The organism is Acinetobacter sp. NRRL B-65365 (genome assembly GCF_001605865.1).
In the GTDB taxonomy this organism is placed as follows: Bacteria; Pseudomonadota; Gammaproteobacteria; order Pseudomonadales; family Moraxellaceae; genus Acinetobacter; species Acinetobacter vivianii.
In genome coordinates this window covers 1-26,929 of the sequence record NZ_LRPD01000014.1, presented here as the reverse complement: position 1 = coordinate 26,929, position 26,929 = coordinate 1, and the positions used below count along the sequence as shown (strand labels likewise).

25 protein-coding genes and 1 pseudogene are annotated in these 26,929 nt (G+C 38.6%); 7 read left to right on the top strand and 19 right to left on the bottom strand.

Features of this window, described 5'->3' with window-relative positions; all coding sequences use genetic code 11:
* Positions 1–29 precede the first annotated feature (29 nt).
* The 7 genes from AWW72_RS07620 (at position 30) to AWW72_RS07590 (ending at position 4,727) form a co-directional block, all read left to right on the top strand.
* Entirely contained in the window at positions 30–656 is a 627-nt protein-coding gene (locus AWW72_RS07620) for a LexA family protein (protein WP_062846957.1), read from the top strand.
* 16 nt (positions 657–672) lie between these two features.
* Positions 673–1,968, top strand: a complete 1,296-nt coding sequence (locus AWW72_RS07615; protein WP_062846956.1) for a Y-family DNA polymerase — start codon at positions 673–675, stop codon at positions 1,966–1,968.
* A 5-nt stretch (positions 1,969–1,973) separates the two neighbouring features.
* Positions 1,974–2,195, top strand: coding sequence for a hypothetical protein (locus AWW72_RS07610; protein ID WP_062846955.1), 222 nt, complete (start codon positions 1,974–1,976; stop codon positions 2,193–2,195).
* On the top strand, positions 2,195–2,953 hold the full coding sequence (locus AWW72_RS07605) for a hypothetical protein (protein ID WP_062846954.1): 759 nt from the start codon (positions 2,195–2,197) through the stop codon (positions 2,951–2,953). Before AWW72_RS07610 ends, AWW72_RS07605 begins: the two co-directional genes overlap by 1 nt.
* A gap of 147 nt (positions 2,954–3,100) precedes the next feature.
* Positions 3,101–3,616 carry a PAAR domain-containing protein gene (locus AWW72_RS07600; RefSeq protein WP_062846953.1) on the top strand — a complete coding sequence of 172 codons (516 nt, stop codon included), beginning with the start codon at positions 3,101–3,103 and terminating at the stop codon, positions 3,614–3,616.
* Between the two features lie 3 nt (positions 3,617–3,619).
* Positions 3,620–4,408 carry a hypothetical protein gene (locus tag AWW72_RS07595; protein ID WP_062846952.1) on the top strand — a complete coding sequence of 263 codons (789 nt, stop codon included), beginning with the start codon at positions 3,620–3,622 and terminating at the stop codon, positions 4,406–4,408.
* Positions 4,398–4,727, top strand: coding sequence for a hypothetical protein (locus tag AWW72_RS07590; RefSeq protein ID WP_062846951.1), 330 nt, complete (start codon positions 4,398–4,400; stop codon positions 4,725–4,727). Before AWW72_RS07595 ends, AWW72_RS07590 begins: the two co-directional genes overlap by 11 nt.
* A gap of 162 nt (positions 4,728–4,889) precedes the next feature.
* Here the strand turns inward: AWW72_RS07590 and AWW72_RS07585 are convergent, their stop codons facing one another.
* The 19 genes and pseudogenes from AWW72_RS07585 to AWW72_RS19435 all read right to left on the bottom strand — a co-directional run.
* Positions 4,890–5,420, bottom strand: coding sequence for a hypothetical protein (locus AWW72_RS07585; protein WP_062846950.1), 531 nt, complete (start codon positions 5,418–5,420; stop codon positions 4,890–4,892).
* Positions 5,407–5,808, bottom strand: a complete 402-nt coding sequence (locus tag AWW72_RS07580) for a hypothetical protein (RefSeq protein WP_062846949.1) — start codon at positions 5,806–5,808, stop codon at positions 5,407–5,409. Before AWW72_RS07580 ends, AWW72_RS07585 begins: the two co-directional genes overlap by 14 nt.
* Positions 5,809–5,933: 125 nt before the next feature.
* Positions 5,934–6,797: a hypothetical protein gene (locus tag AWW72_RS07575; protein WP_062846948.1), complete on the bottom strand. Its 864-nt coding sequence runs from the start codon at positions 6,795–6,797 to the stop codon at positions 5,934–5,936.
* Positions 6,798–6,807: 10 nt separating this feature from the next.
* Positions 6,808–8,763, bottom strand: a complete 1,956-nt coding sequence (locus tag AWW72_RS19635; RefSeq protein WP_249409157.1) for a hypothetical protein — start codon at positions 8,761–8,763, stop codon at positions 6,808–6,810.
* A 204-nt stretch (positions 8,764–8,967) separates the two neighbouring features.
* Positions 8,968–9,666, bottom strand: a complete 699-nt coding sequence (locus tag AWW72_RS07565) for a hypothetical protein (protein WP_062846947.1) — start codon at positions 9,664–9,666, stop codon at positions 8,968–8,970.
* A gap of 10 nt (positions 9,667–9,676) precedes the next feature.
* Positions 9,677–10,504, bottom strand: coding sequence for a hypothetical protein (locus AWW72_RS07560; RefSeq protein ID WP_062846946.1), 828 nt, complete (start codon positions 10,502–10,504; stop codon positions 9,677–9,679).
* 73 nt (positions 10,505–10,577) lie between these two features.
* On the bottom strand, positions 10,578–14,291 hold the full coding sequence (locus tag AWW72_RS07555; protein WP_062846945.1) for a DEAD/DEAH box helicase family protein: 3,714 nt from the start codon (positions 14,289–14,291) through the stop codon (positions 10,578–10,580).
* 79 nt (positions 14,292–14,370) lie between these two features.
* Entirely contained in the window at positions 14,371–15,723 is a 1,353-nt protein-coding gene (locus tag AWW72_RS07550) for an RES family NAD+ phosphorylase (protein ID WP_155858549.1), read from the bottom strand.
* A gap of 120 nt (positions 15,724–15,843) precedes the next feature.
* Complete coding sequence (locus AWW72_RS07545) at positions 15,844–18,717, bottom strand: pyrophosphatase-like OB fold-containing protein (RefSeq protein WP_249409156.1); 2,874 nt, start codon at positions 18,715–18,717, stop codon at positions 15,844–15,846.
* A 58-nt stretch (positions 18,718–18,775) separates the two neighbouring features.
* A complete protein-coding gene (locus AWW72_RS07540) occupies positions 18,776–19,093 on the bottom strand; it encodes a hypothetical protein (protein WP_032868900.1) in 318 nt (105 codons plus the stop codon).
* A gap of 13 nt (positions 19,094–19,106) precedes the next feature.
* Positions 19,107–21,017 (bottom strand): defense against restriction DarA-related protein, encoded by a 1,911-nt coding sequence (locus AWW72_RS07535; protein ID WP_062846943.1) that lies wholly within the window; start codon positions 21,015–21,017, stop codon positions 19,107–19,109.
* Positions 21,018–21,094: 77 nt separating this feature from the next.
* Positions 21,095–21,808, bottom strand: coding sequence for a hypothetical protein (locus AWW72_RS07530; RefSeq protein WP_062846942.1), 714 nt, complete (start codon positions 21,806–21,808; stop codon positions 21,095–21,097).
* Positions 21,808–23,355, bottom strand: coding sequence for a hypothetical protein (locus AWW72_RS07525; RefSeq protein WP_062846941.1), 1,548 nt, complete (start codon positions 23,353–23,355; stop codon positions 21,808–21,810). Before AWW72_RS07525 ends, AWW72_RS07530 begins: the two co-directional genes overlap by 1 nt.
* 60 nt (positions 23,356–23,415) lie before the next feature.
* Positions 23,416–23,931 carry a hypothetical protein gene (locus AWW72_RS07520; protein ID WP_062846940.1) on the bottom strand — a complete coding sequence of 172 codons (516 nt, stop codon included), beginning with the start codon at positions 23,929–23,931 and terminating at the stop codon, positions 23,416–23,418.
* A 301-nt stretch (positions 23,932–24,232) separates the two neighbouring features.
* Positions 24,233–24,493 (bottom strand): annotated as a pseudogene (locus AWW72_RS19855) (hypothetical protein); the annotation flags it as partial.
* Entirely contained in the window at positions 24,490–25,386 is an 897-nt protein-coding gene (locus AWW72_RS07510; RefSeq protein WP_062846939.1) for a hypothetical protein, read from the bottom strand. The gene AWW72_RS07510 and the pseudogene AWW72_RS19855, both read right to left, overlap by 4 nt.
* Entirely contained in the window at positions 25,383–25,832 is a 450-nt protein-coding gene (locus AWW72_RS07505) for a hypothetical protein (protein WP_062846938.1), read from the bottom strand. The genes AWW72_RS07510 and AWW72_RS07505 overlap by 4 nt, the downstream gene beginning before the upstream one ends.
* Positions 25,833–25,837: 5 nt before the next feature.
* On the bottom strand, positions 25,838–26,485 hold the full coding sequence (locus AWW72_RS07500) for a hypothetical protein (RefSeq protein ID WP_062846937.1): 648 nt from the start codon (positions 26,483–26,485) through the stop codon (positions 25,838–25,840).
* A gap of 128 nt (positions 26,486–26,613) precedes the next feature.
* Positions 26,614–26,929: hypothetical protein (locus AWW72_RS19435; RefSeq protein WP_171254694.1), on the bottom strand; the 316-nt coding region annotated here is incomplete at its 5' end.

Sequence of the window (26,929 nt, the reverse complement as noted above, 5' to 3'; positions counted from 1 at the left end):
AACACGCCTTGTAGCGTAGGAGTTTAAAAATGTCTAAGAAGTTGCCTATCTACTTCTCTGATCTTGGTTGGTCGAGCCTTCAAAATCTCATGGGCCAAGACGGGAAGCCTAGTCCCACAATTAATATCCTGCTTGAACAAATCGCGTTCCAAACAGATCTAATCGATAAACTCGGTCTAACCCCTATCCTTCCGAAATCTAAAGCATCTATCCCCTTTGCTTTAGAACGTATCCCAGCTGGTCCAGCCTTCACAACTAAAGATGATGTTGCTACGACAGTCGACTTAAATGAATATCTAATTCATAACCCGATATCGTCCTTCATAGCACGTGTTGATAGCGAGTCAATGCTTGGTGCTGGTTTAGAAGTTGATGACCCTATTATCATCGATCGCAGCATTGAAGCTGCACATCAAGATATTGTGGTTGCTTTAATCGATAATAAAGACTCAACGATTAAGCGCCTCATGATCACGGCGAAAATGTCAAAGAATGACATTAAAGAGATATTCGGTGACGAAAACTACCCGTTGCCGAAAGTCTGGCTTAAAGCTGAGAATCCAGCATATGAGCACATCATCCCTGCAGACAACCAGACTGTCGTTGTATGGGGTGTCGTGACATTCAACTTAAAGCGTATGCATTACCGCTCGTAAAATAAGAAGAATAGTCATGAAAAGTAATAGCAGGATATTCGCGCTTGTGGATGTCAATAATATGTACGTCTCTTGCGAACGTGTTTTTAATCCATCCCTCAATGACCGCCCCACAATTGTGCTCAGCAATAACGATGGCTGTGCCGTGGCCAGAAGCCAAGAAGCAAAAAATTTAGGCATCCGCATGGGTGTTCCAGTTTTCCAGATCGAAGATGTTATTAAGAAATATGATGTACAGGTGCTCTCAAGCAATTACGCACTCTACGCTGAGATGTCACGCCGTTTTATGAGCCTACTTGGTCAGTATGTGGCACCTGGTGAGCAGGAAATTTATAGTATTGATGAATGCTTTCTTGATCTAACAACTTACGCAAAAAACTATGATCTGACAGCATACGCTCAGGAAATGCGCATGAAGGCTCAACAATGGCTTGGACTGCCCTGCTGCATTGGATTAGGCCGCTCAAAAACAGAGGCGAAGATTGCAAATCATATTGCAAAGAAAAATAAGTATTTTGACGGTGTTTGCAATCTTGCAATGATGGACCCCTGTGCTGCAGAGCAATTACTCGCGCAGGTGGACGTAGCTGAAGTCTGGGGCGTAGGCCGACAGAACTGTAAGAAACTAAACTTAATGAATATTAAGTCTGTGTTGGATCTGGTTGAGTCAAATCCGAAGGAAATTAAAAAATCATTTTCCATTGTGATGGAAAAAACTGTACGCGAACTCCAAGGCGTTTCATGTATCGACATCGAACTGGATTCTCCGTCAAAAAAACAAATCATCAGTAGCCGGTCTTATGGTCAGCCAGTTTATGAAAAGAACGATATTAAATCGTCTGTCCGTTTATTTGTGACTCGAGGCGTTGAAAGAATGCGAAATGATGAGTCTTTATGCAAACTTGTCGGTGTGTTTATTCAAACAGGTAAATTCAACAAAGAGGAAAAATACTCACCGTATATCATTGTTCAAATGCATGAATATACAGATGATTTACTTGAAATTACGCGTGCTGCCATGAAAGGAATTGATCAGATTTATAAGCCAGGCTTTAAATATAAAAAAGCTGGTATCGTTTTACTCGAGTTAATTCATAAATCTAAATTTGTTCCTGATCTATTCACTGATTACACGCATCGGTATGAGCGTGAAAAGCTTTCTCAGACTATGGAAGCCATCAAAGCTAAATACGGTAAAGATCATGTTTCACTGGGCCTGTGTAACGACACGCAAGCCATATGGCAAATGAACCAGAATCGCCGCTCACCTTCTTATTTAACAAATTGGTCAGAACTCTTTCGAGTAGGATAACTCCCATGCATTTATTTAAATTAACGAACGAACAACTTGCACGGATCCTTATCCCGAAGCGTTTTGTGCCTGAGAAAACGCCAGAATTGGAAGGAAAAAATGTCGAGTATGTTTTTGATAGTGAAGATAAATTCGAATTAACTTATGATGAGCTTTTAGAAATAATTGGAAAGGCTAGATTGGCTGGGCCTCGACTTATACCTGTTATTGGTACAGTGGGTGAATAATGAAAGAAATTGAAAAATATATTGGATACTATTTACTTGTATATATTATCGTCTTAATAGTCTGTGGTTTTTTCCAGTACATGGTCGTTTGTCAGGGCAAGTCATTAGAGTGCAACTTCAGTATGGTTGGAATAAATACCATTCTTACTACAACTGCCTATGTTATTACTCCAATCGTGGCAATTATTGGTTTTTTATCTTGGCGGAATCAAGAAACCTTTAAAAAGACTCGTGAATTATTAGAATTAATTTTAGAAAAAACGAAAGACCTACATTCAATTTGGCATAAAAGTAGAGAACAGGGTGATTACAGTAGATTTCAACATTACTGCATGGGAGCGCAATTGGGAACTGGGACTTTTGATAGTTTAAAGTTTTCAAAAATTGAGACCAAAAAAATACAAAAAATTATGAACGTTTTTAGGGATTTAAGTTTCTTAAGTGATAAACTTCATATTGAGAGTGGGTTAGACACTTCTGAGCTTGATAAGACTATTGATGATGTAGGTACAACCTTAGAACAAAATTTAAATGACTTATATGATTTTCAAGCTCAATTAGTGCAACTTAAATATGGTGATAATCATTCTATAAAATCAGAAACTGAAATGCGCATAATTTGCGATAAATTAGATTTTTATTGCAATCAAATCATGGGGCGAGAAAAAAATGTACAAAAAATTGATTACTCTAAAGAAATTGATGACACAATAAAAAAATTAAGTGATGAGATTATAAAACTTAGAAAACTTATATAGTTGGAAAAGCCTTCACCTGAGTGCTTTTCCTATTTCGATCCATGAATCCACTTTTGATTCTTAGTCATAAAAAAACTAAACAGTATATTCTGTATACATATTGCTATCATGCCAAAACAAAAAATATAGATAGAGGGAAAATAAATTATGGCAACACCTTATATTGTGGTTGGATGTCCAACAACGGGTGGTGGGCAAGTACTTTCAGGTAATAGTATGTTTTTGATTGAAGGCATACCAATCGCCTGTGTTGGTGATAAAGCAACATGCCCTAAACATAAAACAGTATCAACAATCATTACTGGCGATCCATATATGCAAATCTTTGGTAAGGCGGCGGCAAGGGTTAATGATTCCCTTTCTTGCGGCTGTAAATTACTACCAAAGCAGAGTTTAGTTGTTCAAGACAATGGAGGTGGAAGCTCTAATACAGATAATAGTTCTACAACAAGTGCTCTCATGTCTCAGCTAGCAAATATTTTTGAAGATAAATTTAAGCTAGTATCTCAGTCTGGAGAACCCCTAAAAAATATTAATTATTTAATTACTCGAGCTGATGGAACAACAGAAACAGGGACAACGGATAATTTTGGTTTTACTCACCTAGTAAACACAAATGATCAAGCAGAAATTCTTTCAATACAAGCTACTTACGATTATTAAAATATGGATAATTTACAATATTGTGATGCTAGTCAGACATCAACCACCCCTAAAACTGACAAATCAGTTAAATCAATTGTGCTGTGTGAATGTACTGGCAATGAAACAGCTACATACATAGATGAAACTAAGATCCCTTCCTTTAACAAGCCATTTAAATCACCAATTAAACTTTATTGGATGAACATTCATAAAGACGTTGGCTTATTCATAGACGATTCAGAAATTAGAAAATGGGTTCGAGATGCCTGCAAATATCATAAGATTCCACATATTCTTCTGGCTTTGATTCTTCAGAATGAAAACAATCCAAATGCACCTGGATGGAGAAAATCGGCCCAATTTGCAGAACGAACAATTACAACCGCTGCCAATATCGTTGATAAGGTAATTTTTATCGTTCCTGATAAAGTTTCAAAAGGTTCCTCGGGAATTGCTAACGTCAGTGATAAAGCGCTTATTGACGGTGTACAAAACTCATTGAAGAAATATTGTCGCCCACCTATTCCCTCTTCCATTGTCAAAAATATAATTGGTTTAAGTACTGACACTAGGGTATCAGGTGATGATTGGCGAAATGATCTTTACTATGCAGCAGCTCATCTAAGATATTTGATAGACCGTGAGCTAGGCAATTGTTTTAATGGTGCCATGACAACAGAGCAATTAAAGAAAGTTATTAAAGCTTATAACGGATCAGGTCCAGAAGCAGAAAAATATGCTAACAATGCCTTGGCAAACTTGAATTTAGCAATTACTGGTAAAGGAACATTGTATTTCTATGAAAAGTAGTAAAATATTCTTCTATCTCATTTTAGCTGTAATCCTAGGAATTGGATTATTCACTTATACTTTTTCTAACCTCTGGCTTTTGGCAACCGATCAAACAAATTACATTCCCAAGGAAAGTAATATTTTCTTTTTCCATCCTACTAAAATTGACGAAGGATCAGGTGGTTATTGGCGCTATGGTGAAGACTTAAAAAATTACTACTACTTTTCAGAAATTGAGGAAAATACTTACTTCATATTAGATAAAAAATCACAATGTCGAAATTTAGACAAAACAGATTATCTGACTTGGTGTAGACCATTGAAAGCAACTAAATAGTCAAAGGCCCTCAATCTGAGGGCCTTTTAAATTGCTTTTACACATATTCCAACTTGTATATTGTTATTGATCGTATGAGCTGAACAGCCACTTAATAAGCACAAAATTAAAGAGCTTACTAGAAGTGAAAGAAGCGTGCGTTTACAGTTAAAGACAAGAACGTCAGGGACGCCTCAAAGCATACTCAAATGTTTCTGCATATTCAGCGACAAGTTTAGCTTTATCGGTACCGTTAATGATACGGCGCGCATTTACATAATCTTTTTTGCTTTGATGAATGTAGTCACTTAATTTCATACCAGTAAACAACCCATTTTTCATACCAGCGATCATAATATTTACGGCAATATCAGGCTGTAGCGCTAATTTTGGATCATCGACTAGATTGATCTTTAACAGATCGCCCATTCTTTTATAGTTTGCTAGCCATGTTAATTGAACATAACCATAGCCTATATAGGGCCAATACCTTTTAGACTTCAAATATTTTTCAGACCCATATTCAATCACGGGCTGCATAGTTTTTGCAGTTTCATGCCAGGTAGTAGCTAAAACATATGCTGCTTGGGCGTATGAAATACCTTTATCATTGTGCATTGCTGATACTATATGATTAATACCATCAACTTGGCTTTGGGAAAGCTTACCGAACTTATCCCGAAGCACTTTAAAACCAGCTTCAGTCATTAGCATTGTCTTTCCCCTGCACAGAATTACGCACGTCATTAGCTACTTCAAAAATGTCTGAACCTTCTTTCTTTTCTATGTAATTGAAAGTCCATCGAACAATTGCCCAGAATGGTAGACCACAACAGAATATGATCCCGCCCAGCGCGCACATACCAAACCAATTTAATGCCCATTCATGTAGTCCAAACTTTTGAACAACTAACGAACCGCCCGCTATACTTCCCACTAATGTAGTAACTAGTGAGACAACCCATTCTTTGCGTGTTCTGGGCATCCGAGTCATTACTACAATCAAATACGCCAACGAAGCTGCTAAGGATAAAATGATCAAAAGGCCATATAACTTAACTAATGCAGCAACGCCCACCCCACTACTAACTGGCTCAGCCATTTCAATTTCACCAATGTTTTATTTAGAGTTATTTTGATTTATTGGTAAAACTACTCTTTGATATGGTTCCAATAAAAAAACCACCTCGAAAGGTGGCTTTGATTTCAATCAAATTTCCGTGATGCTTAAACTTGTGCAGGGGCTAGGCATAACCATAAAGAATCCTCGTCAACCATGCCGTTTCCTTGAGTAACATCAACATCAGCAACAAAATTTTCTACAGGTTGAAGCCTTACGCTGCGAACGGTAGGACTATTGTTGTAAACAGTCATCAAAGTCTGTTCCATGTTTCCAAACACACAAGTTAAGCCTACTGGTCCCATGTCGTTAAGACTGTTCAAGGTCAAGTTGCTACCAATCTGAATACCATTTTCATAAACGTTAAATGGCACATTTACAAAAGTAGCTAAAGGAAAACTTGATCTAACTTTCGAGAACTGCACATGTTCACTTGTACTTTCAGGTGTGCAGGTAAAGCTAGCCTCTTGTGGTGACAAACAGACCCCATATTCTTTATCCTGAACAATGGTTGCATACGTGAAGTCACTTTTCATAAGAATTTTAGCAGATAGTCCATCCTTAACTTTTGTACGAATTTTATGATTGAGACTATCATTGTTTAGGTACTGCACTGCTCCGACCAGTTGAAATCCATCTGGCGGTATAACTGGAGGAGTATTCTCTCCAAATCCTAGCCAAGCCGGTGCAAGTGTGTTCTCAAGCCAGATAACATCATCAATATAAATTTCAACAGAGTCACTATCAGTGTTTCCAATAGGTTGAAACATGTAAAACCACACACTATTTCCCGCCCCATCACAGCTAATCGCTGGGGATTCGATTGGTGATAAGCAGATACCGACATAATCATCAGATTCAACCAAGGCACCACTTTGATCACCAAGTTCTATAATAGATGTTGGTGTCTTGATCAGTTTGATACGGCGGTTGATTTCTGTATCGAGATTTTTGATTTTGATCTTAGGCATTTAATCTCTCCTATTCCACTATTGCAAAGATTCTTGAAGCATAGGAAGACCAACCTGGCGCAGATTTATAATTGTCTACCGATACCGCTGGAACATAGATTGGATAATTGGTCGCGTTATCAAAAACATTGCTTCCAATCTCGATTGGCGTGTTGTTAAAGAAGGTGACTGATGTACATTGTGGAACATTCGCAAATGCCGAATTTCCTAAGCTTTGAACTTTATCACTGACATGATAATCAACCGATGTATCTGACTGGTAATCCCATCCGATATGGGTGTAGAGCGAAGCGAAAAATTCTGGTAAGTCTGGAATAGTCGCCATAATTTCAGGATACTGTGTATAACCGTTGACAATAGTTTTAATTGTCCAATCATCTAAGGTGTAAGCAATTGTTTTATTGAAAACTTTGGTTCTCGGAGAGAGTGGTCCCCAGTGAAGTGCAACATCGAATGGGTTTTGTTCCACCCCGCGATAATTTGCTTCAACTTGGTATATTCCAGTCTCAGAACTAATGTATTGCTCATTGTTAGCGCCATCCATATATGCAGTAGAATAGTCTTGCTGCCCCGCCCCATTTAAATAACGCATAGTTAACTGCATGGCTTTGAAAGGAAATTTCTCTCGGGGGGCGTAAGCACGTCCAAATACAGTCACATTGCCAGTTAATCTAGCTCCTATGACTTCAAGATTTAATTCATCTAAAGGAAAAGGCTGAATATGTCCCTTCCAGAAGTTATCAGAGGGATCATAGGTTAATTGATCACTTAAACCATTAATTAGGTAATCTTGATTCTGCGGATCAACCTTGATACCCATCAATTTCGATTGATCAGTGTGGTTCGTAAGCGAATATAGAGTCTGAGTTATTGCTAATTCAGATACTTTCACTCCAATTTCAAAACCATATAATGCTGCTTCTGGACTCGCTTGTATAATCTGTGTAGGCGTAAATTCTTGCCCCGTATTGAAGTCTTTAATTATGTATGCACTAGGAGCAACATTGTAATTTGTATTTCGCTCTAAAGTGAGTTGTGCATAATAAGGATTGTTAGCCAGTGCTGGTGCTTTTACAGTGCAACTAACAACATTATTAGCCCTGCGAATTGTCCCATTTAGCGGCTCGTCGGGAAAGGTTGACTCTGAAATGAGCTTTTGCTCATATACAGCATTTTGAGTGATATCAGTATTTCCAGAAATGGCCTCAAATTCAAAACTAAAACCCTCTGAATCTTCAGTAACTACAACCAAAATTGGTTCTTCTGTATATAGTGGATGGTCTGGTGGCGCTTGACTATCTTGATAACCTATAGTTGTTACCTTACCACCAGAAGCCGTTACTACCGCCATATACAAATCAAAAGATGTAGTGCCATCAACAGTGAAATTTGGATACTTTCCTAAGTTTTTAAATGAACTAATATCTGTAGCAGGGTTAAGTAATGGATTGCCATTCATACTTACACGATATGCTGTATTGTTATCGACATTTAGCGCAATTATTGGAGTGGGTACGAAAGATTCTTCTTCTACTGTTACTTCAAAATTGTTGGCTCTGAGTAAATCTACAATTTCTAGAAGTGGGATTGGCCCACTAATATGTATTCCTTCAATCTCTAAACCCCAATCGCCATTAATATCAATCCAATCTGTGATATTTAGTGCACCTGTACAACTAATTGGGATACTTTGATTAACTTCACCAACGCGTAATACTTTGACACTCGGCACGCCTGTATCTAAACAATCTTGTACAGCATTGTAAAAAGGGTTCTGCGGGTCATACCCGAGTTGACCACGGATATTACCTTGATGGATCACCATAAGCTGATCTAGGCGGCCACGCATAAACTGCCCCACTATCACGGCGCTGGTCAGTCCGACATTTGTTTGTGTCTCAGTCTTATCTATGGTGCCTTGGCTTTGGATGCCAATCGCTTCACCAAGTATTTTTGTCGTGTTCATCGTTTACCACCTAGATTATTTAAGCCTTTAATTAACTCGTTCCCCAGTTTTAAAAAGGTGTTGTACTTTTGCACATCTTGTTCAATTTCCTTCTTTCTGTCTTCCCAAGCATCAGACAAGTAATAATCAGCCTCAAAACTGATAGGCAATTGAAGGGCCTCAAATAGGGACATATTGCAATGGCCCGCGAGATTCTGAGCTGTGCTAAGTAAATGACTTGTCCAACTCTTTGATGATTCCGATAAAACAGGTAGAGGGACGAAATCGTAGAGGCGCGTCATCTGCACCTCTTTGAACTACGAATCCATCGTTGTTCACATTTAATTCAACATGAGTAAAAAGCTTGCTATTCAAAGTAATGTAGTCCTGATAAATCAGATTGAAATCACTTTGAGGGAGGGACTTTAAATAATTCAGGCGTTTTGAAAATTGGGCAATATATTCATTCATTGGTAAGGAACGATCAGGATAAAGGCCCAGATGCTCGTGATTTTCATATTTAATTTGAAATGCAAGTAAACAAGCGATCCATTCCGCCGCATTAACGCATTTTGACTCCAGATATTCCGCCTCTGCCCCATTTAGCTGGCGGACAGTTACTCCTAGCTCTGAAATTTCTTCATTCCAAACTGTTTCGGTTTTAAAACAATCTTCAAAGTTTACTTCGCTGGAAAATAGAGTATTAGTTTGTTTCTGGACATACTTCAGCATCAAATAATAGCGTTCTTGAACTGTCATCGTCAGGGGCAAAGCCATATTGCCTAATGAATATCCTAGAAATGATGAAATACGTTTTTCATTTAACCTAGAGTCAATCGCTGACACTTTTAAAGCATCGTTAAATATAAGTTCACTTAACTGATAGGCATTTTCACCAATGGGGATAGGGTCAAAAACTAACATAATGATCCTCTTAATTTACTGTATATAAATTACGAACATCTTGGGCATCCCAAGCGGTACGGCTAATAAGGCTTAGATTTACTGTCAGGCTTAACCGATTCCCGTCTTGATCAATTGGAGCGACAATCGGAGCTGTAACACTTTGCAAGATAAATGGCAGAAATGTTTTACCGTGCGTTGTAAGTGATAAATACGGCGGGATAATCCCCGAGAAAAGTCCTTCCACCCCTTGATTTGCCATATCAGTCAAAACCGTGCCCTGCGATAAACGTTGCGGTAATGACCATGACTGAAGATGCATAATTTTTTCTTCAACTTCTTTTCGTGCATCTTTAAGGGCAATAAAGAAAATACTTAAATTAAGGTGTACTGAGGCGGTGGATAAAAACACTTGAGTTGTATTCACCTTATTTAGGTTGGTTTTGCCTTCAACTTGTTTAGCAAAATCTGCAATGGGTTGAATCGCCTTGCCTAATCCGTTTGCAAACTCACCAAATACAGCGCCACCAACAGCACCAATTGAAGCAACAGTCTGCCCTGTTTGTAGGCCAGCCATTAACATAGGCATTTTTAACTCAGGATTTGAATTCTCAAAGGGCGTTTGCCATTGGCTCTCGAAGGTACTATCACCATCTGTTAGAAAAGCTCTAATAGTTGGCTTAGTCGCATCCATTGCAACTACAGGCTCATTTGTGTTTTCGTCCCGCGTAATCGTGCAAAGGTTAAACTCTGCAAACTTATGCTTAGAAACATAGCCATAAAAAGGATCAGAACTGTAGTCCTCTGGCTGTGTAGTCTCTGGAGCATTGGCTGCTTGAGCTCGTGATAAGTCTGCCATGTAATGAAAATAGCCCTATATTGATAGAGCTATTTTCATTGAACTTTCACATTAAGATTTATATAGGTTCCAATTAAGCAGCTTCATTTGAAGATTCAAATTCTTTGATCTTTTTAATTATCTCAGCTGACTTGTTGTAGGGCATAACCACTTCACCATATTGGTTTACCTCTGCAAACCAATAACTTGTCAGAATCTTTTTGATAAAGTCGACATTCAGGCCATCACCATTGAATACAAAATTACTTCGTTCTGCCCGAACATATAAACCATAACGATCTAATTGCTCATCGATGCGTAACTTACGCGGTCTTACTTCGGCGTCACGGATCAACTCAAAAAGTTGCTCGGGACTTTCAGCATGGGAAAAATTGAAGTTCTTCGGATATGCTGGTGCATCTTCTGGACTACTATGCTTTTCAATTATCACGATTCGCGTGTTAACGCCGGTACCAGCATTCCTAAATGTACTTAATGGCAATGATGCTTCACCAAACAAATAGGCTTCTTTTTCATTTCCTAACCAGGTCGAAAACTTCTCATCCATGGCACCACGCGGAATAATGGCAACGATCCGACCACCATCATAGAGATGCTGGAAAGCTTTTTGAACATGTTGTATTGCTAACGCACCAGCATTTCCAAAAGGTGGATTCATTACAATGGCATGATACTTATTGTTGGTACCATGGACCTCAAACCCACCAATAATTACATTGGCACCGGTATTTGCCATCTTAGCTCGACTAGCTAATGACTCAGTAGGTTCGATCATCGTTAAATTGACATCATTTGGCGCAAATCGCCCAATTGCCCCGTCACCAGCACTCGGTTCAAGAACATCATCACCTTTATGCACACCAGCCCATTCAAGCATTTTATAGCCTAATGGCTCTGGCGTTGCATACCACTCTTTACCTTCTCTGTTTTGGCGGCTTTCAGTGCGCTTACCTTTGGCATGGTAATACGTCATTGCCTTATCGAATGGTGATAGTCTAGCAATACGAGCATTTTCTTCATCATAAGCCTTACCGCCAATTCCATCTAATAATGAAGGCTCATGGTAATCAGCTTCTTCATACGCTTGGATCAATGCCTGTTTAATACTAACCAAAGCATCTTCACCTTTTGCCAGGTTATCAACAGTTTCCGCACGCCCCGCAATTGTCTCAGCAAAAGCCATACGTTCCCAGTTTGTACCTGTAGTGAAATATCGTTGAATCGCATTAGAAGCTTGCCCAACTCGATAAATACGCCCTTCCGTTTGTCGCAGCTTGGCAGGCTTAATAGGTTGACCAATATTAATGTTTACGCGTTGGTGAGTACCCGTCGTATCATGCAATGAAATACCTGTAGAACCAGCATCCGACTGCACGATTAACATGTCATATCCACTGTTATCTTGGTTAAACAGGTCTACATTTTTTTGACGGTCTTTCTTTGATATACGTCCATTGAATAACAATGCATTGGGGAAGGCACGTCGTAAAGTTACCAGCGGCGAATTATAATTGCAGTTCAAACGGATTAGATCAGGTCGCTCTTGAACTAACACTTGATATTGAGCAGCTGCCACGGCGTTGTATTCGCCATCTTTTTTTGCTCTAAATTGTTCATCGGTGAAAGCAAAAGGCTTAAAGCCACCACCATCGTTATAATCATGGAAAATAATAACTTTTCGACCTAAAGCTAGGTTCTTTTTGAAGTATGGTAAGCCTTCTTCTGCTTTAATCGCTTCGAGCAAACGACGACGGGATAGATAATCAAACCGTTTATTGACCAAGCTGCTTAGATCGGAATATTTATGATTTCCCTTCTCATCTTTTGTGTCCCAAAGATAATCTAAACCGTCATCAATTTTCTGCCCAACATTAGACTTAATAAGGACAAATTTTCGATCATAGTCAAACTTAAGCTGAAGCTCACGCCCAGCCATAGCGCCAGAGGATTTTAAGCTTTCAGCGAACTGCCGTTCGAAAACGCCCTCATCGACGCCGCCTACAGGACGTGTAAGCTTGTTGTAACGCATTCTATAGCCAAAGTTAGCCATATAGAATTTCTCGCGTGAATCACCCGAGTTATAGCCCCCATAGGAATCATTATTAAACTGTGCTTGTGGCGGTTTGAAGTTAAAAAGATATCCTTCTGCCCAATCTATCGTTTTAATATAAGCAAATGGAGTTGCAGATAAAAATACAACTTTAGCTCGCTTGCCTGTTTGATTGGTCCAATTCTTTTCCCACTCAACTTTGTGATCATGGAGTAATTCATTCCACTCACGGACCATTTCCTCAGTACGTTCTTCTTTAGGAAGGACATAAGGATCTTGTTCCGAAAACCGCATTTTTGCCCATGCATAGAAACCCGCATGATGTCCTGATAATCCACGTAAATTATCTAAAGCTGAAGTCGTTTGCCCATCCGCACTTTGCATTAAAGTATGGGCCTCATCAACAACAATTAGGTCCCAATCCTTCTTGCCTAGAGATTTGTTTTGACCAAAATTTGCGTATGTTGTGACAACTACATTAGAGTCGCCGCCGTTATCTTGAGTATCACTCAATTGATGAATGTTAATATTTAATGGTGTACCAGACTTGATAAAGTCACGAGCAATTTTATCGCTTAATGTGATAATTAAGATATTTTTTAAGCCAGCATTCAAAAAACGCTTAACAACCCCAAGCCCTGTAAAAGTTTTGCCTGTCCCTGTGCCGTTTGTAAATAACACGCCATTGGCATCATCTTGTATTAAACGCTTTTCAGCTATAAAGACATCATCACATTGTTCTGGCAATAGATATGGTAGAGACTCACTAATATTTTGAGTATCACACCATTCTGTTGCTGTTCCCTCAGCTGAAGCTTGTAATTGTGCCTTTGCATCTAATTCAGCTCTAGCTGACTTAGCAGAATGTACAATTGATCTATCTCGCTTTGTTCTAATAGATGATCTTTGGATAGTATCTGAACCGCTTCCGCTGCTGTCATCCCCTGTAGAACTGGCTGCACCTCTCCCGCTTCCAGATTCATCTCCTCTATTTCTTGCGCCAAATAGACTTGCATCATTGCTTTCTGATAGGCCAATATCACTGTTTCGGAATAGCCCTGCTTCATTAGAAGTTGAGCCTGTCCCTCCAATCTCTGCTCCATTTCCATCTGGTTGAGACTTAGGAATTGTTGATCTTCCTGATCCGCGACGTAGTTCGCTAAGTTGTGCCAAATCTGAATCGGTATCTGTAACATTCGACAAAGCCTCTTTTACTAATATTTGGGAATCGGTTAATAACGTATCTGGTAAATCAGGAAGATGTTTTGCACGTACTAGGACATGACCATTATAGATAAAGGCATAAGGATCATGCTCTTTTGCTGTTTTGATAGGTACATTTTGAAGTGCTAATACAAGTAAGGGTTTGCCCTTTTTAGTTATATATTCAAATAATTCTTCTTCACAAAGATAATAAACTTGTGCCGCTCTAATTTTTTCCAAAACGCCTATTGGTGTTTCTTGAACAATAAAATCGCGCAAATTGAGATCAAGCTTCTGAATTGAATCATTAAGCAAAAAGTCAGCGACTTGTTTTAGAAGCTCATTATCTGGATCGAGTTCAGCATAGTTTATGATTTTCACGACTTCATCACGATCAACCGCAATTTCACCAGATAAGATAGTTTTGAAGTATTGAGTAATTTCATTAATGCTTTTTAGAGCATCAATTAATTTATCGAGAGAGCTAAGAACATTTTCAGGTTTTAAAGAAAAGTTATTTTCAAATATGGACATACAACCCTCAACATAGGATTTTTCTTAAAGCCATGTTAAGGGTTAAAAAGTGTATGTTTTTTATAACGTTCCAGTCAATTTATAAGATAAATTCTGCTGGAAAGTTTTCATCTGAACTATCTATAAAGTGGATTTTATCATTCACATTTTTATACTCGTTTTCAGTGTAGCTATATTGAACTGCATCAATGTTATAAATTTTCACACTGCCATCTACGAATGTTAATCCAAAACGAGTTAAATACTTGTTATTCTTGACATGATCTTTCTCATCGTAGAAGTCTACGGGTACAGAATTTTCACGTTCTTTTTTTGGAAAAATAACGATATTGGTACCGCCTTTACATTGTGTTGATCCAAATATAATCCCATCAAAAGAATAAGTGCTAACATAAGCTAGATATTCTGCTAAAACCTGTGTAATTAGATATTCATCCTCATGACCAGGTAAAATTGGTGTACTGATTTGCTTATGTAGTTTGTGCAAAAACATCTGTCTTGAAGCCAACTCTCTATAATTAGGGTGAAGATAGCTAAGAAGTTGATAAGATCGTTCTAAATTTATAAAATTGAGTATTTTTAATGTTTTACTGGGTTTAAACTCCCCCATAGCTATGCTACTTCCAATCGATGAGCGTACTTCAGCAATACATGTTTCAACTTCAAATGCACCATAAAAAATGGATACTCCTTTAGGATTCATCCGCCCTTGTAAAGCAAACTCAGTTGGAGGTGGAGATAACTCTCTAATTGAATCACTTATAAACTTCTCACAGCCATCTAAAGAATCAGCTCTTCGTGCTCTATATATTAGTGAATTACAGTCTAATTCAGTTATAACCTTCTCAACTCTTAGATTCTGAAAACGAGGAGCGTCATCAATGTAATTTGTTGCTAGAAGGTCATCCAAATCTGAAAACAAATCATTAAAAAGTAACCTTGCACTTTCACTAAAAAACCTTCTTTCGCTTTTTAATTCTGTTTTTAACAGTTCCCATCTATAGTCCAGTTCATTGCAATCTATATCACGTTTTATGTAATAACTATATTCTTCAAAAAATGGAGTACTACCATCACGTGTATCAATTTCTGAATCTTCTTTGCATAAAATTTCTGAAATTTCTTTACTAAACGGCAGGTCAAAACCCATTATTCTATTGATTATGCATTCTAAATTTTCTCCAGGTTGTATAAAAACCTCTTGCTCGGAAAAGATATCGTAACTGTTTTCTCCATTTACTGATTCATAATTTTTTTCTAAACAATCCCGAAGTAACTTAGCAAGGTCTTGAGCATCAATGCCTAACTTTGATTTTTCTTCACATAAAGAACATTGGTATTTTTTCTGTTTAATATTTATATACTCATATAACCATTCATCATGGTGTTCAATACAATCAGCACAAATAGAGCTTACTGGCGTGGTTTTCATTGGAAAAACTTTAGTAGTGTAAAATCTAAACAGAATATTGATTAAGTTATTAAAAATCAATTATAAATAATATTGATTTATACCTTTAAAACCAAGTTTAAAGGTATAAATCAATTAATACTATGCAGGTGACTTATAAAGCACATCTATAAAATTAACTGAAATATCATCAAACCCCTTCATCAGGCTTTTATCCAACTCATCGACAATAAGTGCCGCCAATGCTACGGGGTCCACGGTTGAGCCTGCCTGTCTTATTGCCTTTTGAATGATAGAAGTTTTTACATCTTTATCATCAAAAATGATTGCTGGAATGAATTTTTCGCTTCGACTTTTAGCAAATGCAAGACGATCAATTCCAGCAATAAGAAAGTATTTCCCATGCTTTTCTATTACGACAATAGGGTCCTCTTTGCTAATTTTGCTTTCATGAATTTTAGGGGCATTTTCAATACTGATTTTATCGACTGGAATGTGCTCATAATTTCCATCCATTACCCATGAATCAAACTCAGACCATGTATGTTGAATCTTAGTGAGTAAATCATTCATAGAAATCTTTTTGATTGAGCCGAAACCCTGCCAGCCCTCAGAGTAATTGGACATATAGATTGTCTTGGCTTCATCTTCTGTTTCTGCCCCTATAACCACTTTCTGTTCATCAAAAGTACCATCCAAATTTAATTGGCTGATGATATAAGCGAACTCTGGTACATGGCTCAGATGATTTTTAACAAACACATCAATCTCATCACCATCGGCACCAGTAGTATTTTCGATATAGCCATAATGATGATTTAGTTTGATTTCCCAAGCATTGCCTTCAGGATCAACTCCAGATCGAATTGAACCCGCTGGATTCTCAATAGCGATTTGTAAATCCCCAATTGATAAATGCCCTTTCTGATATTCCCCCGAAAGTTTTTGTTCATTAGATGGCAACTCTAATTCATTCAGCGGTGAAGTCGCTGCTTCATGGGCCTTGTAATCATATTCAGTAAAAAGGTTCTTTCCCTCAAAGAGATGATCAAACCAACCCTGATCATTCCAAATTGAATCAAACATACTTAAATTGGTGTTTTCACCATAGTTTTCTTCAATGATGGTGACGGCATAATTAATCGCATCTTTAATGCTTACAGGTTCAGGTTCTCCAAATAGCCCCATGTTTTGCCCATCGATTGCCTTTTTTTCTGCAAATTGAGCCATGGCCTTAAATAGTAAGCTCATTTTCTTTGCACTTCGGCTATTTTTAGCGAGAAAGACTGCAAGTTCTGCAACACCTTCGCCCAAATCCCCAAACAGTCCCTGCTGTTTTACAAACTCCACAATATCCTGGTCATTGCTCTTAGCGGCCATGATTGTATTTGCAGCATCGATAATGGCATTTGCAACACGCTTATCAAGGGACTGTTCAATACTATCAACAATCGCACTTGATACTTCTTGGACATTTCCACGGCTGGCAGCTTGTGCCTCAATAAATTTTGGTGCCGCAACACTAAGCGCATTAAGCATGTTTTGCAGATCCGGCTTTGATTGATCTGCCATCATTTCAAGTAAGCGGTCATCATTATAAGCCTTGCTAAATATTGCTGCTTTAATGCGCGTTACAAGGGCCTGTGTAGGTTTTCCATCGGTACTGATATATTGAGCCGCTTCCGTTTCGCCGATGGATTTAAGAAAGGATTGAACAAACTTTTGATTACCGACCGTTAAAAGATCACCATCGTCACCAGGCGCAAAAAGAGATATTAAATTCTCATCTAATCGTTTGGCGTCTGATTTTGCCCTTTCAGTTGCAGTAAAAGATAATTTGTCATCTTGATTCGCCTCTACAGTGAATTGTGCACGATCAACTTCCGATGTTCTTATACGGACCAGAATAGGTTGTTTAAAGCTTTCTAGTTGCTCAAAACTAAATCCAAAATACTCTGCCTCATCAATCAACCATTGCTTATATTCGTCGGCACTTCCACGCTCATAAGCAAGCTGTATTGCCATGGTGCGGCCATTTCCAGATTCAACCACTAAATCATCCCCAATAATGGGTGCTCCAGTATCAGCTCGACCAGAACGGCCCAAACTTTCAGGATCTAGTGTATTTGAAGTTTTCTGAACCCACGCCTGTGATGCATCACGGCTGCGGTCCCGCGGTTGTAGTTCTTGCGGATAATTCGGGTTTTCGCTTCCACTGGCAGTATGTGAAACTATCACCTGGTCAGACTCGACGACTGCAAAAATGGTAGAAACCTTGGTTCCCTTCGCCGTTTTCACATTGTTGGTTCTTCCTTTAACGATCTTAGGTCCAACCTTTTGGTTATCCCCCCAAAGTAATGCTTCAGCTTCTTCTTCGGTTAGTGCATTACCTTCTTTGTCTAAAACTTGTACGATTATATTGATTTCATCATCTTCGTATGATTCAATAGAATCAAAGCCAGCTTTAGAGTCTGTGGTGCCTTGAGCATGAGAGATAGACCGTAAGTTGGCTTTTTCTTTTGCAGCCCCTAAGAAATACAATAAATTGCCATCAGCATCTAAAGCGACTTTCAAAGTTATGTTTAAGGTGAAATCTTTAAGATTTATGCCCTTAGTAAAATGATAATAACCAACGGCGCTATCTTCACGATCTTTGTTCAAAGGTACTAAATCACCAACTTCACCCGTCATTAAAACATCAGGAATATATGGAATTGCAAGATATTTCACATCCCGCATACGGTCATGCACTTTTCCTCGGGATCTTGAATTAATACGGACCAAACCTATTTTAGTTTGAACGACCTTCCCATTGAGGTGATCATTGAAATAAGCCTTCGATGCACTTAAAAGTTTGCCGTCATATTGATCTAAATTTGATAGATATTCTTGGTACGTTTTACTGGCCTTTTCACCATCCCATTCAGTAATAACTTGTTTGCCCAATTTTGAAATCATTGCATCAATTGCGGTTAATGCATCAGAATCATTAGAAATATTATCGATCTTGTTCATTTATAAAACTCAAAAAAAATAGCCCATTTAAGGACTATTTTGAAAGCTATTTGCTTGTCTAGGCTTGTTCAGTTCCAACTATCTCATTAACTTGAGATATCAAAACATTTACTGCTTCAAGTAATAGTGGATCATCTAAGTTTTTCTCGGCTTCACTACGAACATTTTGTAGTAGCTCAACAGAAACTTTGACATCACCGTCAATGATAGACTGAAACAACTTATTCACAGCGTCATTGGATTTTCCACCAAGCAACTCGATCAGTTCACGTAATCGCTTGGTGCTTTGAAGTTTCTCCATTCCCTTTTTTTCGGGAATTGACTCAATCAGGCCACGCAACTCTTTTGTGAGCTTCAATTTTTCTAATGCATTCATTTTAAGCAATTCCTTAGTTTACAGTTGCAGCTTGATTAACTTGATATACAGAGTAGGCACTGACAGCTTGCTCAAATAAATCATTAATCTCTGGAGCTAACCGGTTCCCGATTTCTTCCAGATGGGCCTCAACTTCCGGTGCATTAGAAAAGTCCACTTCACCCTTGATGACTTTACTCAAATAGTCAGCATCATCATTATTTGCACCATTTTCTGGCTCGATTTCTTTTGCTTTTAACAATGCTGGTAATGCTCCAAAGGCTGGGTACTTTGCAATCATTTCGTCCAGAGTTTTAAAGAAACGTGGCATTCCATAGCCTCTATTCCAAGCCCGAGATTGAGCATTGTTTGCTGATACTTCCCATTCACCATTCGGGTTGATATGAGCAGTCCAATCATCAATTTTCTTATCGTTCTTGAAGGCTTTATAGAAACCATTACCATGATCCTCAATAGGAGGATAGACTTTTGTTTTAACGGTATTTTCTTCTAGACCTTTCTGCCAACGGGCAATTGTTTGCTCTACTGTTTGGATCATCCGCTCAATGGATTCTTTCAGTCCATTGGCTGTAGCAACTTTACTAAATGGCCGCTCAAGTAATGCTTTGGCATCAACTAAAGCCTCACTGATACCTTCAGGATAGTTCTGGTTGAAGAATTCTTCAGTGGTACCACCCGTAAGCCATCTATGTCGAATGCTTAATGCATCATAGACACCTTTGCCTTCGGCTTTGGTCACTGATTTAAGATTTGCCATCTGTGTTGCTTGAGCAGCAGTATCTTCCACGTTGGCATCATTCGTTTCTTGGGTGCTTTGGTTTTTAAGTGAATCAATCTTACTCAATAAGCCTTCAATTTCAGCGGCCAAAGCCGTTTTCTGGTTTTGTTTATCAAGAATACGCTGCTCTGTATCTGCCAATGTCTTAGCATTTTCCGCTTTCTTAGTTTGAGTCCGTTTAAAACGCGCACTATTTTGATTTACCAATTTCACGATACGACCTGCCAATACCGGCAATGCAATACCTTCACCTTGATTAGGTTGAATAACGCCGGTCACATCACGGTTATTCATTAAAATTTTCCAAGATAATAGGGTATCTTGTGGCCCAATGCGCTTAGCATCACGATCTGGATTATGAAATAAGATCGTAATTGTCTGACCATCTTCAAAGTCGTATGAAACAGCCACATTCAGTACTTTTTTATGTCTGAATGGTTTTTCACTCTGCTCAACCTTTGTAACCTTCACACCGCCTTTTGATGCGGTCTGCATAGCCTTGTGAAGCATGTTCATCAATTTATCTAAGTATTGATACTCGACAATAATCGAATCAAAATCGGCATATTCGGCACCAATAGACTCGAGTAATTGAGGTAAGCCGTCAAAGCTTGTTAGAAGACCACCATTATCATCATGGAGTTGCATATCTAATAACAAGTTGGCAGTTTGGCCTTCATGAGTTTTGAGTTCGATACCATCCCAATCTGGTATTACCGCGCATGGGATATCCTGCAACGCGGCTAAATGTGGTCGTTGAATTAATTTTTTATGTTTATGAAAATGAGCTGTAGACAAATGGCGGATTAAACCTTGTGTATTTGACTCAATAACATCTTCTTCTATTGCATCAAACATGCGTCCAAATTGCATTTGTGCTAAAGCACTGGCATGGTCATTACTCACCGCGCCAAGCACAGCAATTGAGTCAAATGCTGCAACATTGTTGATTGATCCAGATAGGTTAACAATGCGCCATTTGTCCTCATCTGTGGCAGATTCTGTGACAATTGCATTCAACTGACGAAATTGACCATTGATCAAGCCAATTGAACAAGGGCCACTATTCACTGCTGAATCAAAACCGTTAATAGTCCGGCTTGTATGAGGTCCATAGAGTGGTTTAAAAATGTCGATATTACGCATTGAAAAATGCCTCAATATTTCTTGTGATTAAGGCAATTTTTACAGTAAAAATTTAGATAAGATCCATATAGTTCCATTCATTTCAGCATCGGGAACATCTTTATAAAATTAAGAGTAACCACCCCGACACCATTCCTGTTAGTCGCATCAAGTGGAATACTTCCCGCCTGTAAAGCTACCAAATGTTGTACTTCAAAAACTCTGGATGAAAAACTATGCCGATCATAAATATAGATTGTCATCTTCATAAGATAATCAGCTGGTAAAGCCTGCGTCCCCCCATTTTCCCCATCTGGAAACATAATCCCTTTAATTGCTAAAGCACTATTTAAGATTGATGCATTTCTAGTCTCAATAAAAGGAATAGAGATTTCACCAGAAGCATTCCCTGTGATGTAGTTCAATTGAAATGCCCCAACGTTTGCACTATCCGTCTGGGCATCTAACACGGACAAATCAATACTCTGACACAGCCATGGCAAGCGAGAATTGTCCATTAACGGAATACTCTCAATTATGGTGCTAGCTTCGAACCCCTGTTGACCATTTTCAAAAGCATTAAAATCACCTGCTTCTTGGTGCGTTAAGTCATAAGTATTAAATAATTCAATAGTTTCTTGAGCGATTTTTCCATTTTCATCATATGGCTCTAACCAGACACCATAATGTAATGCTGATAGATTTCCCAAGCTATAAATGCGGTCATAATAGATTTTGGCTTCTGCAATAGGCATACCAGACCAAACGCCGCTCACATTACGAAATTTAGAAATGTTTAAGCGTAAAGTCATTATTCTTCTCCACCTGGTTCAGGTCTTGACTTAGCAATATCCGCAGCTACACGACATGCATCATCATAATTAAAGCCTGCATCTTTTTCTAAAATATACTGCATGGTTTCTTCGCTTAAATATGATTCTTTAAGTGAATTAATGACTTGAATCTTAAGCAGTGAAGTATTCATCTGAGTTTGTTTATTTGTATTTTCTTCTGTCACAGCAGCAGATTGAGTACTTGAGAATTCTACTTGCCACGGAAAATCAAGTTCACCTGCATCAAATTGCTCGTTATAACAGAACCCCCAATCGATATGCATGATATTGTTGACTAATTGAACCGCTGATTGTCGAATATACATTGAGCGGCGCATAATCTGACTCGAAGTATGGAATGCTGCCCCATCTCCAATACCACCTGATAACATGTCAGCCCACCCAACCATTGATGGATCAAGGCCGATGCCCCCCATCAATAATCGAACGTTAATCATGAAAGTTTCGATATTCACAGGCGCGGTACGCTGGCCTTTAATATCGCCAACCGGATTTAAAATCTGTTTTTCGTCCCATGTTGGTAAAACATGATATTTCGTATTCCAGATTCCTTCGCCACCCTCCATAGCACCCTTAACAAACTTCTCATGATCTTTGAGCATCCCCTCTAGACCACGGATGTAAGCCTCACGCTGCGCTGGTGGCATTCCAGCCATATTCAGCGTCAAGAACATTTGATTAACGGCATCAGCGACTTGCTGGCTGTTCATTGTTGTTAATGCAAGGATTACATCGTCATAAGTTTTTTCAATTGCATATAGGAATGAACCACCAACTTGTGCTGGAAAGATTGGTAATTCTTCTGGATCATCACCTTCGAGAAGCTGTGAGATTAAGCCAGCTTCAACGGGATCGTATTGGGGTACGTTTTGAATTCTAGGCAACTTCATACGCACCATTTGGCGCGCATTCAGCTTTGTGATGACCTTCGACCAGTTTTTTGGATTCAGGGCGAAATAAGCAACTGTTTTGCTGCCTTGTTCATATGCCTGAATATTGGGTGGATAGGTATATTCATTACTTAAAAGATCAGTAACACCCTTTCCCTTTTTACCATAAACACGGGCATAAGAATCCCCAAAGGAAATACCTTCAGAGCAAAGCTTTGTGATGTACTTATTTACAATGGATTCAATTGGCTTAATTCGTGCTTCTAGTTTTTGTAATTGTTCTTTTTCAGTGACACTTAATTCACCACGTAATCGCTCAGCTGGAGTAATAAAAATTTGTTGCCCGCTATGCGTATCACCACCTAAAGCAGCCATTACATGAATGCCTATACCCTCTGCAATAGGGGCAAATTTCAACATTTGTTCCCATTTGGTGAGGATTTCTTTTCTAGTACGTTTTCTATTTTCTGTTGTTGTACTTGTACCTAGCGAGAATGGCGCAACTGCATCATACATCTGCGCCATTGCTTCTTGGTTCGCATTTACAACTTCTGTAGGGACCGTACTATTTGCAGATTGTCCCAACAAAAGATTTAAAATATCTGAAGCAGCCATAACTAAGTCAAACCATAAAAATTAACTCAATTTTGGCTTGCCCCCGATTGTAAAAAAGAATCAAGTTCCAGAAGGTACTGGCGGACCACTTTCATCTGTGCCGGTTCTTACACCGCTATGAGGATGCGACTTACCTGAAACGCCAGCAGCTACAACATCTTCTGTCGCTGAAATTGTACCTATAGTTTTTTGATTGCCTTTGTGCTCAAAATCACCTTCTAGAATGAACTTAGCTTTAACTCTAAATTCAGGTGCTTCAACTTTTACTGTTGATCGGGCCAATAGCTCAATATTTTCTTGACGGATTCGCCGTGTATCAACTACCGCACCTGTACCATGGCTACTGTAAAATGCAATAACGGGACGAGATTGTTCATTATTTTCAAAGAAAATATAAACATCTTCATTTTCCAGAATTTCTCGTTCTGTATCTTTATCACTATCACCCACGGGATAAGCAAATGTTGCTGTTAAGCCTTCCGCTGAACCATCCGTTAGTCCAGGTATATGAATTTTAGCTGTTCGACTATCCCCATCATAACTAAGGATCTTCGCTTTTTGAAATCCATAAAACATTTGCTAATCCTATGGGTTACATTGGTGTCGGAAGGACAGAAACTGGTCTATTAGAACAAAATATGAAGCCCAAATCTGGTAATGCACCATCATTAAATTCTAGCCGTGCTATCTGTGATTCATTAAGGTAAACGTTATATTGATTTGCTGGTATCAACACACCATTGGGTTCTGTAATCTTAATTGAACTAACAAATGAGTTGTATTCCGCAAGTGGTAATTGCCCTATCCCACCCAAATCATAAATCCTATAAACATAGTGATCGACTTGTGAGCAAATATTAGAGCTATTTGTATTGCCAACCCTAAGTACTTGCACACTTGGCACCCCTGTATCCAAACAATCTTGAACTGCATTGTAAAAAGGGTTCTGCGGGTCATATCCAAGTTGACCACGGATGTTGCCCTGATGAATTGCCATAGGCTGATCAAGACGCCCACGCAAAAACTGACCAACAATCACGGCGCCAGTTAGTCCGACATTCGTTTGTGTTTCAGTCTTGTCTATGGTGCCTTGGCTTTGGATGCCAATCGCTTCACCAAGAATTTTTGTCGTATTCATAAACTTGCCAACCATAATTTTGTCATTGAACCAACATTCCCTCCGATTGCACCCGTTTCTTCTTGATGTGCAGCAGTAAGAATTACATAGTTCTTTTTACCAATTTCAACTACATCACCGGCTTTCAGTTCCAGACTCAAGGAACGGAAAATAACGCCACGTGGTAACAAAACCTTTTCAAGATTCTTCAATTGTCGTGCATCGAGCCCAGCTTTCTGAATGACTGATTGCCCTTGAGTAGTCGTATCAGCTCCAATAAATGTAGAACCATCTTGATCTACAGACACATACGATGATTTCTGGTGCTTCTCGATTTGCTCACTATTGAACCATTGCACTTCACTAGGATCTAATTTAAATACTGGTGCCTGCTTAAAAATGGCATCAAGTTTAAGTACACAGATTTTATTGTCTCTATAACAAAACACAGCCGCTTCTTGTTGCAAGTAAAGTGCTAACCGTTTTGAAATAAGACTCCCGTTTAGACAAATGAACTCGGGTAACGGAATATCGTCACCCAATCGGATATTTGAAGCACCACATGCCCTATAAGCTGAATTAAAGGAAGTTTGATCTAGAATTACGGCTTTTTTGGCATTTTCTAAAATCTTTTTACAACCCTTGAATACAGCAATACAGGATATTCCACCGATACGGGCATTATCTTTTATGCTTTGGGACTTAACCGGATTTGAATAAACAATTTCAAACGAATAAGGGAAATCATTTACTAAAATTTCTGCACCATCTATTAATTGTTCTTCAAGTTCCTTTGTGTGTTTCACTGCAAATTCAATGCTTACAGGTACAGGCACTAAATCAGTTCTTAAAGTGGCAATTATTAATTCTGATGCAGAAATTACCTTATTTGATGAAATTATCGCTATTCTCACTCACGCTCTCCCAATGTTTTGAAGCTGAAAGGAGGCGCAACAAACGCATTTTTAGGCATAAGCTCTTTGGCTTCTTTATAGTTTTGCTCGGCTTCGCTTACCGTCATACCAAAACCATCACCGCCCATGCTTCGAGATGCTTCTACAAGCTGTGCTTGAATCAAATCACAATTGGCATTTAAGCATGGTTCAATGATGACCCACTCAAAGGCTTCAAGCCGTAAATTATCATTGATAATGATAATGGACTGTGAACCACGTTGACATGTTAATGTCGCCAAACCAGCGTACCGCTTAGTTTCTTCGATTAGGGCCTTCAAAACATCATCTTGCAGTAAAGAATAGCCTTTCATCTGCAATTTTTGATAAAAAATCGTTGCCAGCTCATTGATTGAACCAGCAACTACTCTTGGGTTTTGTGTTCCATCATCTGGTAATAGCTGCATACCAATTACCCGAATAATGAACCAATTTGACGTGCTACATTTACAGCGGAATTTGCTAATGAAGTAGCAGATTGAGCCGCACTAACAACGTTCTGGACTCGGTTTACTAATCCTTGAACACCTTCAATATTTCGTTGACCTGGTAAAACTGTCCCATTGCCGCCAATGGTCGCAAAATTACCAAAGAAATTAAAATCGATTGGACAAGACACTGTCATTACTTGAGAACGGCTGTCCGTATCAAACTCTGCCATTTCGAAGCGAATTGCACAGTTTTCCAGTGCATAAGAACGCGTAAAACTTTTGACATGTCCATCATAGTAATCACAGTCAATCATACCTTTACTTGCAACAATGAAATCTGCAAATAACTGATCATGACCAGCTTCTGTTACTAAAAGCTGTAAATTACCTGTGTAATGGGTTTTTGGTGGCCCTGCGACGATGCCAGTAAACCCGCCAGGATATTGAACCTCTGCGGGGTCCTCATTGCTGACGATTGGACGCGGACAAGCTTTGATTAGAAATCGATAATCTTCCATGCCACGCGGAACCAACATACCTTGACATGACAAGATTGGCGAACCTAACTGTTGAATGGCAAGATAGTCAGCTCGCAGCTGGTTCAAAAGTATTGGATTGACTTGACGCATAATTATTCTCTAATACACATTGCGAATAGAAATAGTTTGCGTCAAGTTCAATGAGCTATATTTGAATTGTTCCAAAACTGAAATTAACTGAAATGTAGCTTAGAGTAGAGTTGATAATAATTTTTGTTTTAGATTAATTCATAGCTATCAATGACTCTATCGATAGCTGTATTTATGTCTGGTATTATAGTTTTATTCAAAAATAAAAACGCAATTTCAGACTTACTTTGGTTGCTTAGATAATTTATAAATCTCAAAAGATCATCTTTTATCGTTAATACATTATTCTTGATTAAATATGTATTAAAATAATAGGTCCCGTAGTCATCATCATTTAGCTTTATAAATTCTGCTCTAACAGGGATATCATAATGGAATTTTTGCAAATACATTAATGGTATGTCTTCGTTAAAGCTAAGTATTTCATCATCATCTAAAGTAAAT

What these genes read in the sequence shown, in the direction of transcription:
- AWW72_RS07620 (WP_062846957.1), top strand. Translation starts at nt 30, where the DNA reads ATGTCTAAGAAGTTGCCTATCTACTTCTCTGATCTTGGTTGGTCGAGC.
- AWW72_RS07615 (WP_062846956.1), top strand. Translation starts at nt 673, where the DNA reads ATGAAAAGTAATAGCAGGATATTCGCGCTTGTGGATGTCAATAATATG.
- AWW72_RS07610 (WP_062846955.1), top strand. Translation starts at nt 1,974, where the DNA reads ATGCATTTATTTAAATTAACGAACGAACAACTTGCACGGATCCTTATC.
- AWW72_RS07605 (WP_062846954.1), top strand. Translation starts at nt 2,195, where the DNA reads ATGAAAGAAATTGAAAAATATATTGGATACTATTTACTTGTATATATT.
- AWW72_RS07600 (WP_062846953.1), top strand. Translation starts at nt 3,101, where the DNA reads ATGGCAACACCTTATATTGTGGTTGGATGTCCAACAACGGGTGGTGGG.
- AWW72_RS07595 (WP_062846952.1), top strand. Translation starts at nt 3,620, where the DNA reads ATGGATAATTTACAATATTGTGATGCTAGTCAGACATCAACCACCCCT.
- AWW72_RS07590 (WP_062846951.1), top strand. Translation starts at nt 4,398, where the DNA reads ATGAAAAGTAGTAAAATATTCTTCTATCTCATTTTAGCTGTAATCCTA.
- AWW72_RS07585 (WP_062846950.1), bottom strand. Translation starts at nt 5,420, where the DNA reads ATGCTAATGACTGAAGCTGGTTTTAAAGTGCTTCGGGATAAGTTCGGT.
- AWW72_RS07580 (WP_062846949.1), bottom strand. Translation starts at nt 5,808, where the DNA reads ATGGCTGAGCCAGTTAGTAGTGGGGTGGGCGTTGCTGCATTAGTTAAG.
- AWW72_RS07575 (WP_062846948.1), bottom strand. Translation starts at nt 6,797, where the DNA reads ATGCCTAAGATCAAAATCAAAAATCTCGATACAGAAATCAACCGCCGT.
- AWW72_RS19635 (WP_249409157.1), bottom strand. Translation starts at nt 8,763, where the DNA reads ATGAACACGACAAAAATACTTGGTGAAGCGATTGGCATCCAAAGCCAA.
- AWW72_RS07565 (WP_062846947.1), bottom strand. Translation starts at nt 9,666, where the DNA reads ATGTTAGTTTTTGACCCTATCCCCATTGGTGAAAATGCCTATCAGTTA.
- AWW72_RS07560 (WP_062846946.1), bottom strand. Translation starts at nt 10,504, where the DNA reads ATGGCAGACTTATCACGAGCTCAAGCAGCCAATGCTCCAGAGACTACA.
- AWW72_RS07555 (WP_062846945.1), bottom strand. Translation starts at nt 14,291, where the DNA reads ATGTCCATATTTGAAAATAACTTTTCTTTAAAACCTGAAAATGTTCTT.
- AWW72_RS07550 (WP_155858549.1), bottom strand. Translation starts at nt 15,723, where the DNA reads ATGAAAACCACGCCAGTAAGCTCTATTTGTGCTGATTGTATTGAACAC.
- AWW72_RS07545 (WP_249409156.1), bottom strand. Translation starts at nt 18,717, where the DNA reads ATGAACAAGATCGATAATATTTCTAATGATTCTGATGCATTAACCGCA.
- AWW72_RS07540 (WP_032868900.1), bottom strand. Translation starts at nt 19,093, where the DNA reads ATGAATGCATTAGAAAAATTGAAGCTCACAAAAGAGTTGCGTGGCCTG.
- AWW72_RS07535 (WP_062846943.1), bottom strand. Translation starts at nt 21,017, where the DNA reads ATGCGTAATATCGACATTTTTAAACCACTCTATGGACCTCATACAAGC.
- AWW72_RS07530 (WP_062846942.1), bottom strand. Translation starts at nt 21,808, where the DNA reads ATGACTTTACGCTTAAACATTTCTAAATTTCGTAATGTGAGCGGCGTT.
- AWW72_RS07525 (WP_062846941.1), bottom strand. Translation starts at nt 23,355, where the DNA reads ATGGCTGCTTCAGATATTTTAAATCTTTTGTTGGGACAATCTGCAAAT.
- AWW72_RS07520 (WP_062846940.1), bottom strand. Translation starts at nt 23,931, where the DNA reads ATGTTTTATGGATTTCAAAAAGCGAAGATCCTTAGTTATGATGGGGAT.
- AWW72_RS07505 (WP_062846938.1), bottom strand. Translation starts at nt 25,832, where the DNA reads ATGCAGCTATTACCAGATGATGGAACACAAAACCCAAGAGTAGTTGCT.
- AWW72_RS07500 (WP_062846937.1), bottom strand. Translation starts at nt 26,485, where the DNA reads ATGCGTCAAGTCAATCCAATACTTTTGAACCAGCTGCGAGCTGACTAT.